Genomic DNA, 9,845 nt, shown 5'->3' with positions numbered 1-9,845 from the left:
AACACCCACCCCCCCCACCCCCCTCCCCCCTCCCCCCCCCCCCCCCCCCCCCCTCCCCCCCCCCTCCCCCCCCCCCCCCCCCCCCCCCCCCCCCCCCCCCCACGGGCGGCGGAACATCAGGAGGAGGCGGTCGCCTGCTCGGCGGGGGCCTCCGCCGGCGTCTCGACGGGCGCCTCGACGGCCGCGGCCGCCTCGGTCGCGTCGGCGGCGGCGGTCTCGGAGCCGGCGAGCAGCTCCTTCTCCCACTCGGCCAGCGGCTCGTCGGTGGCAACACCCGGCTCCGGCTTGGTGTCGGCCGAAGCGCCGTTGCGGCTCGAACGCTGCATCAGGCCGGCGGCCGCGGCCTCGGCGACGACCTTGGTCAGCAGCGCGGCCGACCGGATGGCGTCGTCGTTGCCCGGGATCGGGTAGTCGACCTCGTCCGGGTCGCAGTTGGTGTCCAGGATCGCGACGACCGGGATGTTCAGCTTCCGAGCCTCGCCGACGGCGATGTGCTCCTTCTTCGTGTCGACGATCCACACCGCGCTCGGCACCTTCGCCATGTCGCGGATACCGCCGAGGGTCTTCTCGAGCTTGTCCTTCTCGCGGGTCAGCGTCAGGATCTCGCGCTTGGTGAGGCCGGCGAAGCCGCCGGTCTGCTCCTGCGACTCGAGCTCCTTGAGGCGGAGGAGGCGCTTGTGGACGGTCTGGAAGTTGGTCAGCATGCCGCCGAGCCAGCGCTGGTTGACGTAGGGCATGCCCACGCGCGCGGCCTCGTTGGCGATGGCTTCCTGCGCCTGCTTCTTGGTGCCGACGAACATGATCGTGCCACCGTGCGCGACGGTTTCCTTGATGAACTCGAAGGCGCGGTCGATGTAGGTCAGCGTCTGCTGCAGGTCGATGATGTAGATGCCGTTGCGCTCGGTGAAGATGTAGCGCTTCATCTTCGGGTTCCACCGACGGGTCTGGTGCCCGAAGTGCACGCCGCTGTCGAGCAGCTGCTTCATGGTGACGACGGCCATTGCCGGAATCAACCTCTTCTGTGTCGTGCGCGCTCAGGGGCGCGCTGCTCGGTTTTGTCGCTCGCGGCCGGGTGGCCGTTCGCCCTGGTGCCCGTGCCGGTGCCCGGACCCTGGAGCAAGGACTTCAGGGACCGCCGGACACCGTGCGACTCGCCCGGCTGAGTGGTGCGAAGCCGGGGGAACGCGCACGTGCACGCGAAGTCAGCCCGCTCACGCGGACCGCGGAGAAGATTCTACCCCCTGCCACCAGCCCCTCCCCCACCGGCGGCCGCAGAGCCCGGCAGTTGTCCACATCGCCTCGAGTTATCCACAGATTCGCCGGCGCGGTCCCGGGGTGGGCGTTGGTGCCGCAGGCTGGTGGCATGGAGTTGATCAGCGGGTTCCGGCGGTGGGTGTCGAGGTGGGTCGTGGTTGGGGTTTCCCTGGTCGTGGGGGTGTTTTTGGGGTTTGGAGGTGTGGCTTCGACGGGCTCGGCGGCGGGTTGGTCGGGTGGGGTGGGAGTGGGAGTGCCGGTGTCGGGTGGGTTGGGGATGGCTGGGGTCTCGGGTGCTGGCGTTGGGCCGTCGCCGCCTGCGGCGGAGGTGTGGGCCGCCGGGTCGGCGCCACCCGCGGCGGCAGAGTCATGGCCTGCCGCGGACGCGTCTCGGCTAGCTGCACCGGTGGAGCCCTGGCCGGCCACGGCAGCGGTCTCCCTGGCAGGTAGCGCACATACCGCGTGGCAGTCGCGGCTCTCCTGGCCGTTGTCACCCGTTCCGGTGGTCACCAAGTACTTCGACGCACCCGAAACCCCCTACAGCGCCGGGCACCGCGGGGTCGACCTGGCCGCCGTGCCCGGTCAGGAGGTGCTGGCGGCGGATGCGGGCGTCGTCGTGTTCGCCGGGCTGGTGGCCGGGCGGCCCGTGATGTCCGTCGACCACGACGGCGGGCTGCGCACCACCTACGAGCCCGTCGCGGCGAAGGTGGCCGTCGGCGAGCAGGTCTACCGGGGCCAGGTGCTCGGCACCGTCCTCGCCGGGCACCCCGGCTGCCTGGTCGCGGCCTGCCTGCACTGGGGCGTCAGACGCGGCGACGAATACGTCGATCCCCTCGCCCTGACCGGCGAGGTCGGCGAATACCGGCTCAAGCCGTGGGGAGGTGGTCCCTGATCAGGCGCCGGTCTGCTCGACCAGCTTGGCGCGCAGCCGCATGACGGCCCGCGTGTGCAGCTGGCTGACCCGCGACTCGGTGACGCCGAGGACCTTGCCGATCTCGGCGAGGGTCAGGCTCTCGAAGTAGTAGAGGCTGACCACGATCTTGTCGCGCTCGGTCAGCTGCGCGATGGCCTGCGCGAGCTGGCGGCGGTTGTCCTGGTCGACGAGCACCGCGACCGGGTCGACGGCGTCGTCGTCGGGCAGCGTGTCGACCAGCGAGCCGCTGTCCTTGCCCGCGGCGACCAGGTCTTCCAGCGCGACGACGCTGGTGAGCTGCAGCTGGCCGTAGAAGTCGCGCAGGTCGTCGAGGCCGATGCCGAGCTCGGCGGCGAGCTCCGCGTCGGTCGGCGTGCGGTGCAGGCGGGCGCCGAGGCGTTCCAGCGCGCGCTCGGCCTCCTTGGCCTTGCTGCGGACCGCGCGCGGCACCCAGTCCTGCGAACGGAGGTCGTCGAGGATCGCGCCGCGGATGCGCTGCATCGCGTAGGTCTCGAAGCGCAGGCCGCGCTCGGGGTCGAACTTCTCGATCGCGTCGACGAGCCCGAAGATGCCGGACTGCACGAGGTCGCCCACGTCGACGTGGGTCGGCAGGCCGGTGCCGACCCGGCCCGCGACGTACTTGACCAGCGGGGCGTAGTGCAGCACGAGCCGATCGCGCGACGCCTGGTCCGGGCTGTCGGCGAACTGCCGCCACAGCGCCGCGATCCCGGCGTCGACCTCGTAGCCGGCCCGGGCTTCCTCGGGCGCGGCAACGTCACCGCGGGTGTTCACCCCGGTGGCATCGGTCACGTGCGGTCCTGCGGTCATTGCACAGTCGTTCTCGGCATGCGGCTCAGTGTCGTCTCCGTGCTCGTGCGGATGCGCGTGCGCCGCCGGGCCCGCTGGTGACGACCCCGGCGAGGCTCCCTGGGCCGCCTCAGGCCCTGGGGTGCGCTCGGTCATGGATCGCTTTCAACCGGTCGACGGTCACATGAGTGTAGAGCTGCGTCGTGGCAAGCGTAGCGTGACCAAGCAGTTCCTGAACGCTCCTGAGATCGGCGCCCCCTTCCAGCAGATGTGTCGCCGCCGAATGACGCAGGCCGTGGGGCCCCATGTCGGTCGCTCCGGGCACCGCCGTGACGGCGTCGTGCACCACCCGCCGCACCGCCCGCGGGTCGACGCGTTTGCCCCGGACACCAAGGAAAAGCGCGGGTTCGACGCTTTCACCGGCGATTTCCGCGACGATCTTCGGACGTCCCTCCTCGATCCAGTCCGTCAGCGCTTCTCCCGCCGGCACCCCGAACGGGACGACCCGTTCCTTGCCGCCCTTGCCGAGCACCGTCACGACACGACGGGAGAAATCGGCCTCGCCGACGTCCAGCCCGCACAACTCGGACACGCGGATGCCGGTCGCGTACAGCAGCTCGACGATCGCGCGGTCACGCAGCGCCACCGGATCCCGCTCGGCGGCGCCCACTGCCGACGCCTGCATAACCTCTCCGGCCTGTCCGGCGCGCAGCACCCCGGGCAGGGTGCGGTGTGCCCGCGGCGCGGCCAGCCGGCCCCCCGGGTCGGTGCCGAGGACCCCGGTGCGGTGCGCCCAGGCGGTGAACGTCCGGGCGGAAGCCGCCCGTCGAGCGAGCGTCGTGCGGCTCGCTCCGCCGGACTGCTGCGCGGCGAGCCACGACCGCAGCCGGGCGAGATCCAGGTCCGCGAGCGCGCCACCGCTGTCCACGACGTCCGCCAGCAGCGAAACCGCGTCGCCGATATACGCCCGGACGGTGTGCGCAGACAGGCCGCGCTCGAGCCCGAGGTGCCGTTCGTAGCCGGTGACGACGGCCTGGACCGGCTCGGGCAGCGCGGCCCGGAGCGCGCGCAGGTCCGGACGGCGGGCCCGGCCGGAGCGTGGTGGCGGCATGGATGTCACGCTGCGCGAACAACCGCCCCCGGTCAAGGATCGCCACGCGGGCCCACCGGACCGGCCGAACACTTTCGACGATTTCGCGAGGAATCCGTCGCGTTCACGCGCTTTCCCTTCGCCGTCGCCAGCCCGCTTCCCCGCGGACGGCGAATCCGTCGATCTCCAGTGCCGGCAGCAAGGAGCGGATTGTCCGCAGCGGGAGGCCGGATTCGGCCGCGATCTCGGCATCGGACCGGTCCGCGCGCACGGCGAGTGCCTCGTAAGCCCGCAACGCGTCGGGGCCGAGCCGGTCGGTCGGCCGTTTCGGCCGGGCCGAGGTGTCCTCGGCGATGCCGAAGCGGCCCACGGTCTCGAGGACCTGGTCGACGGTGGAAACGAGTGTCGCGCGGGCGTCGCGGATCAGCTCGTGGCAGCCGACGGACATCGCGGACGAGACCGGGCCCGGCACGGCCATCACGACCTTGCCGAGCGCGCCGGCAGTGCTCGCGGTGTTCCGGGCGCCGCTGCGCCGCCCCGCCTCGACGACCAAGGTGCCTTCGGTGAGCGCGGCGATGAGCCGGTTCCGGACGAGGAAGCGGTGACGCGCCGGCGGCGTGCCGGGCGGATACTCGCTGACGATCGCGCCGCCGTTGCGGACGATCTTGTTCAGCAGCGCGACATGCCCGGCTGGGTAGCCGCCGTCGACGGCGCACCCGAGCACGGCGACGGTGACCCCGTCGGCGGCAAGGGCGCCGCGGTGCGCCGCGCCGTCGATGCCGTAGGCCGCACCGGAGAAGACGGGCACGCTCCGAGCGGCCAGCCCGTAGGCCATCTCGGCGGCGTAGTGCTCGCCGTAATCGGTCGCCGCGCGAGCCCCGACGACCGCCACGGCCCGATCGGCGGCGGTCCCGAGCGCAACGTCACCGGCAACCCACAGAGCCAGCGGCGGAACGGCCTCGGCCACCCCACGCCGAGCGGCGAGGTCGAGGGCGAGCAGCGGCCACCCCGGCCACTCGTCGTCCTCGGGCACGACCAGCCGCGCACCGGCAGCCGCGGCCCGCGCGAAGTCCTGCTCGACGAAGTCGTAGCCTCGGCGCGCCTCGGTCACTTTCAGGACCTCGGGCGGGCAGTCGCCGGCGCGCACCAGACCGGCGGCTTTCACCGGCCCATGCTGCGCCACGAAGGCGACGAGCGCCGGCGCGGGCGGTTCGGCCACCCGCAGCAGATAGGCCCGAGCTCGGCGCAGCTCGTCGACGCTCATGCGGCCACCCGTTCGCGGAAGGCCAGAGCCGAGCCGACCTGTTCTGCGCCGGGGCGGGGCTCGCCGTCCAGGTCGGCCAAGGTCCAGGCGATGCGGAGGCAGCGGTCGGCGCCTCGGCCGCTCAAGGCGCCGCGGTTCATCGCTCGGTCCAGCAGGACTGTCGCGTCGGCCGGGAGGGTGAACTTTCGCCGCAAGGCCGGTCCCGGTACCTCCGAGTTCGACCGCCAGCCGTATTCGCGCCACCGCAGCGCCGCACGTTCACGGGCTTCGAGCACTCTGCCGCGGACGGTTTCCGATGACTCTGCCGTTCCGGTGTCGTGCGCACTCATCGCGCTCAGGGGCCGTAGGCGAACCCGCAGATCGACGCGGTCGAGCAGCGGCCCGGACAGCCGGCCGAGGTACCGCCGCCGAGCCGTTGGCGAGCACACACAATCGGCGTCCTTCGGTGGCGCGCACGCGCACGGGTTGGTCGCCAGCACGAGCTGGAACCGTGCGGGGTACGTGATCGAGCCTCTTACCCGTGCGATGCGCGCCTCGCCCTCCTCGAGCACCGTCCGCAGTGATTCGAGGCATTGACCACCGAACTCACAGACCTCGTCGAGGAACAGCACACCGCGGTGGGCACGGCTGATCGCGCCGGGCTTCGCGATTCCGCTGCCACCCCCGATCAGCGCCGCGATGGAGATCGAATGGTGCGGCGCGACGAACGGGGGCACGGTGACGAGCGGGGAGGCTTTCGACAGCGAGCCGTCGACCGAGTGCACCGCCGTGACTTCCAGGGACTCCTCGGACGACAACCGCGGGAGGAGGCCGGGCAGCCGCTTCGCCAGCATCGTCTTGCCCACGCCTGGTGGGCCGGTGAGCAGGAGGTGGTGGCCGCCCGCGGCCGCCACCTCGATGGCCCAGCGCGCCTCCGGCTGGCCGACCACGTCGGCCAAGTCGGGGATGTCCGGTACCACCGCCGGGGCAGGCGGCTCCGGGCACGCCAGGTCGGCCTCACTCTTCAACCAGGCCACCAGGTCACGCAAATGAGGTGCTCCCACGACATCGATGCCGTCCACCAGAGCGGCCTCGACCAGGGAATCCTCGGGCACGACCGCCCTTCCGTACCCGGCGGCGCGCGCTGCCAGCAGGCCCGGGAGGATGCCGCGGACCGCGCGAATCCGTCCGTCCAAAGCGAGCTCGCCAAGCAGCACAGTGCCGAGCAGTCGCGTCGCCGGGACAGCGCCCGTCGCCGCGAGGATGGCGGCTGCGATGCCCAGGTCGTAGGCCGAACCGACCTTCGGCAGGTTCGCCGGCGAGAGGCCGAGCGTCACTTTGCCGTCGGGCCAGGGCTGGCCGGAGTTGCGGATGGCGGATCGGACGCGGTCCTTCGCCTCGCGCAACCCCGCGTCCGGAAGCCCGACGAGCGTGATCCGACTCAGCCCGCCACCGAGGTCGGCTTCGATTTCGATGACGCGGCCGTCGATCCCGAGAAGCGCTGCCGACCAGGCTTTGGCGATGGGCATCAGAACGCCGCCTCGATGTGCTGGATGCGGGGGCTCGTGCCGGCTTCGGCGAGGATCGTGACGACGTCGTAGCGGATCGGGCACCAGCCGATGCGGAACTCGCGTAGCCAGCGTTGGGCGGCGCGGCGGACTCGGCCGGCCTTCTCTTCGGTGACCGTTTCGGACGGGAGGCCGAACTCGATGCCGGTGCGGGTCTTGACCTCGCAGAAGATCACGCGGGCGCGGTCGGTGAGAACGAGGTCCAGCTCGCCTTCGCGGCAGCGCCAGTTGCGGTCGAGCAGCACCAGGCCGCGGTCCTGCAGGTGCCGGGCGGCGACGTCCTCACCCCAGGCGCCCAGGTTGCGGCGGTGTGCTGCGAGCTGGTCGGTGCCCGTCATCGTGGTGGCCCCCTCGTCGGTCACCGGGACGGTCCCGGCGGTCACGGTGTGTGCGCGTTCGACGGTGCCAGGGCTCGGGGTGGGCTGGCCAGACCCGGATCGCCGGACTGTGGACAACCGGGGGTATGTGGACAACTGATCCACGGGATGGCGGTCGGACCGGCGAAATGTCGGTCCAGTGTGCTACTGCGACACCGGCCGGGCAGAGCAGGCGAGACGGCGGCTCACGCGGGCAGGAGCGCCGGGCGCACGCGCCGGGACGTCGACTGTCGAGGCGGAACGGCCGACACGCGTGACTGAAGGGGCGACACGCGTGATTAGAGGGTCAACTCACGTGATTGGAGGGTCAACTCGCGTGGTCGGAGGGTCGACACGGGGGCGGGAACGAAACGCGCCGGCTCATCGTGGGATGAGCCGGCGCGGGTCGTGGAACGGGGGGTCAGCCTGAGAACGGGCCGTCCTCGGGCAGGCGGAGGTCCGGCTTGTCCAGCTCCTCCACGTTGACGTCCTTGAACGTGATGACCCGGACGTGCTTGACGAAGCGGGCCGGGCGGTACATGTCCCAGACCCACGCGTCGGACATGCGGACCTCGAAGTACACCTCGCCGCCGCCGTCGCGGACCTGGACGTCCACCGCGTTGGCCAGGTAGAACCGCCGCTCGGTCTCCACCACGTACGAGAACTGACCCACTATGTCGCGGTACTCGCGGTACAGCGAGAGCTCCATCTCGGTCTCGTACTTCTCGAGATCCTCTGCGCTCATGAAATCCGCGCCCCTCCTCGGGATCGTGCTGCTGCTCCGCCGGCGGAGCGTTCATTGTGACCCACACCCGCGGCCGGGGCATGCAACGGCAGGGTGAGTTGTGGCTCGAGTGCTTCGTCGAGGACCGCGGCGAGGCCCGCGGTAGACCCCGGCTCCATCGCCTTCTCCAGCGCCGCGTAGGTCAGCAGGACCGGCCGCGCGGGGCGCACGCCGTGCTTGATGGCCGCCGTCGCGACGTTCGTGTACGACCAGCGGTGGACGTCGCTCGGCCCGTGTTCGTGCAGCGCCGCCAGGTGCTCGGACGTGCTGTATCCCTTGTGCACGTCGAAACCGTAGTGCGGAAGGTCGTCGTGGTAGCCCGCCATGATGCGGTCCCGCGTCACCTTCGCCAGCACCGACGCCGCCGCGATGCAGGCCACCGAGCGGTCGCCCTTGATCACCGCCGTGTTCGGCGCGGTCAGGCCCGGGACCCGGAACCCGTCGGTGAGGACGTAGCCCGGAGACACCCGCAGGGCCGCCGCGGCGCGGCGCATGCCCTCCAGGTTCATCACCCGGATGCCGTAGCGGTCGACCTCCGCCGTCGGGATGACGATCACCGAATAGTCGACTGCTCGGGCGAGGACCAGGTCGTAGACCCGGTCCCGCGCCTTCGCCGTCATCAGCTTGGAGTCCGTCAGCTCGGTGAGCCTCGCCGCGTCACCCTGCTTGAGCACGCAGGCCGCGACCACCAGCGGCCCCGCGCACGCCCCGGCGCCGGCTTCGTCGACACCGGCGACCGGGCCGAGGCCACGGCGGTCGAGCGCGCCCTGCAGCCCCCAGAAGAGGTCGCCGCGCACCACGGCCCGCGGCGGCCGGATGGGCTCGGCCGCGATGAGGGGAACGGGAAGAGTCAAGGCTGGATCACCCGTCTGCCGACACGGATCGGGGTGGCTAGCGTTTCCGCCCGGCCGCCCGGCTCAGTCCGGACTTGAGCTTGCGCCCGAAGAACAGCACCGGCCAGGCCGCCGCGATCCCGGCGCCGAGCGGGAGACCGCTCTGCCACGCCGGCGCGCCGAGCGCGACCGGCTGAGCCGACTCCTGCGGGTTGTGGTCGGTGATGCCGCCCCACCGGCCCGGCGGCAGGACGATGATCCGCGCCTTGCCGATGATGTTGTCCACGGGGACCGCGCCGTTCACGCCGCCGCCGCCCTGGAACCGGGAGTCGTCGGAGTTGTTGCGGTTGTCGCCCTGGACCCAGACCGTGCCGACCGGCACCTTGACCGGCTCGAAGGTCTTCTGCTCCTGGTTCGACGGATCTTCCCAGTGGATGTACGGCTCGTCGAGCGCCTTGCCGTCCACGATCATCCGGCCCTGCGGGTCGCAGCACTGGACGGTCTGGCCGCCGACGGCGATGACCCGCTTCACGAAGTCACGCTCGTCCGGCGGGGCGAACCCGACCAGCGAGCCGAGCCCGCGCAGGCCCTGGACGACGATGTTGCTCGACTCCTGCGGCGCGATCTCGTTGTTGATCCACGCCTGCGGGCCCTTGAACACAATCACGTCACCCGGGGAGGGCTCGGTGAAGTCGTAGGTGACGCGGTCGACCAGGATCCGGTCGCCGGTGCAGCCGGGACACCCGTGCAGGGTGGCCTCCATGGACCCCGAGGGGATCATGAAGACCTTCGCGAGGAATGTCTGGATCAGGATCGTGAGCACCAGGGCGATCACGAGCAGGATCGGCAGTTCCTTCCAGAACGACCGTTTCTTGGCGGGTTTGGCTCGCCGCCGGCGGGATCCCCCGCGCTCCTCGGAGCGGGACAGCCTGGGCTTGTCCTCCTCGGAGCGATCGGGGTCATCCTCAGGAGCGTTCTGGGACACGGGTTCGGCCAC

Annotated in this window: 10 protein-coding genes; 1 reads left to right on the top strand and 9 read right to left on the bottom strand. The window is 71.5% G+C overall.

Annotation, left to right across the window (positions count from 1 at the left end; all coding sequences use genetic code 11):
* Window positions 1-116 precede the first annotated feature (116 nt).
* Window positions 117-1,001, bottom strand: a complete 885-nt coding sequence (gene rpsB, locus ACZ63E_RS33720; RefSeq protein WP_465340255.1) for a 30S ribosomal protein S2 — start codon at window positions 999-1,001, stop codon at window positions 117-119.
* A gap of 659 nt (window positions 1,002-1,660) precedes the next feature.
* Here rpsB and ACZ63E_RS33715 point away from each other — a divergent pair.
* Window positions 1,661-2,146: a M23 family metallopeptidase gene (locus tag ACZ63E_RS33715; protein WP_465340254.1), complete on the top strand. Its 486-nt coding sequence runs from the start codon at window positions 1,661-1,663 to the stop codon at window positions 2,144-2,146.
* Here ACZ63E_RS33715 and ACZ63E_RS33710 read toward each other — a convergent pair whose 3' ends face one another.
* The 8 genes from ACZ63E_RS33710 to lepB form a co-directional block, all read right to left on the bottom strand.
* On the bottom strand, window positions 2,147-2,995 hold the full coding sequence (locus tag ACZ63E_RS33710; RefSeq protein ID WP_465340253.1) for a FliA/WhiG family RNA polymerase sigma factor: 849 nt from the start codon (window positions 2,993-2,995) through the stop codon (window positions 2,147-2,149).
* 109 nt (window positions 2,996-3,104) lie between these two features.
* Window positions 3,105-4,085: a tyrosine recombinase XerC gene (locus ACZ63E_RS33705; RefSeq protein ID WP_465340252.1), complete on the bottom strand. Its 981-nt coding sequence runs from the start codon at window positions 4,083-4,085 to the stop codon at window positions 3,105-3,107.
* A gap of 103 nt (window positions 4,086-4,188) precedes the next feature.
* Window positions 4,189-5,328, bottom strand: coding sequence for a DNA-processing protein DprA (gene dprA, locus ACZ63E_RS33700; RefSeq protein ID WP_465340251.1), 1,140 nt, complete (start codon window positions 5,326-5,328; stop codon window positions 4,189-4,191).
* Window positions 5,325-6,836, bottom strand: coding sequence for a YifB family Mg chelatase-like AAA ATPase (locus tag ACZ63E_RS33695; RefSeq protein WP_465340250.1), 1,512 nt, complete (start codon window positions 6,834-6,836; stop codon window positions 5,325-5,327). The genes dprA and ACZ63E_RS33695 overlap by 4 nt, the downstream gene beginning before the upstream one ends.
* Window positions 6,836-7,213 carry a YraN family protein gene (locus ACZ63E_RS33690; protein ID WP_465310743.1) on the bottom strand — a complete coding sequence of 126 codons (378 nt, stop codon included), beginning with the start codon at window positions 7,211-7,213 and terminating at the stop codon, window positions 6,836-6,838. Before ACZ63E_RS33690 ends, ACZ63E_RS33695 begins: the two co-directional genes overlap by 1 nt.
* Window positions 7,214-7,652: 439 nt before the next feature.
* Window positions 7,653-7,976 carry a DUF2469 domain-containing protein gene (locus tag ACZ63E_RS33685; RefSeq protein ID WP_003096226.1) on the bottom strand — a complete coding sequence of 108 codons (324 nt, stop codon included), beginning with the start codon at window positions 7,974-7,976 and terminating at the stop codon, window positions 7,653-7,655.
* Window positions 7,973-8,815, bottom strand: a complete 843-nt coding sequence (locus ACZ63E_RS33680; RefSeq protein WP_465340403.1) for a ribonuclease HII — start codon at window positions 8,813-8,815, stop codon at window positions 7,973-7,975. Before ACZ63E_RS33680 ends, ACZ63E_RS33685 begins: the two co-directional genes overlap by 4 nt.
* A 91-nt stretch (window positions 8,816-8,906) precedes the next feature.
* Entirely contained in the window at window positions 8,907-9,845 is a 939-nt protein-coding gene (gene lepB / locus ACZ63E_RS33675; RefSeq protein ID WP_465340249.1) for a signal peptidase I, read from the bottom strand.

This window comes from Amycolatopsis sp. NPDC104819 (assembly GCF_055583145.1).
Note: the sequence above shows the minus strand (reverse complement) of the source record. Positions and strands in the feature narration are given on the sequence as shown.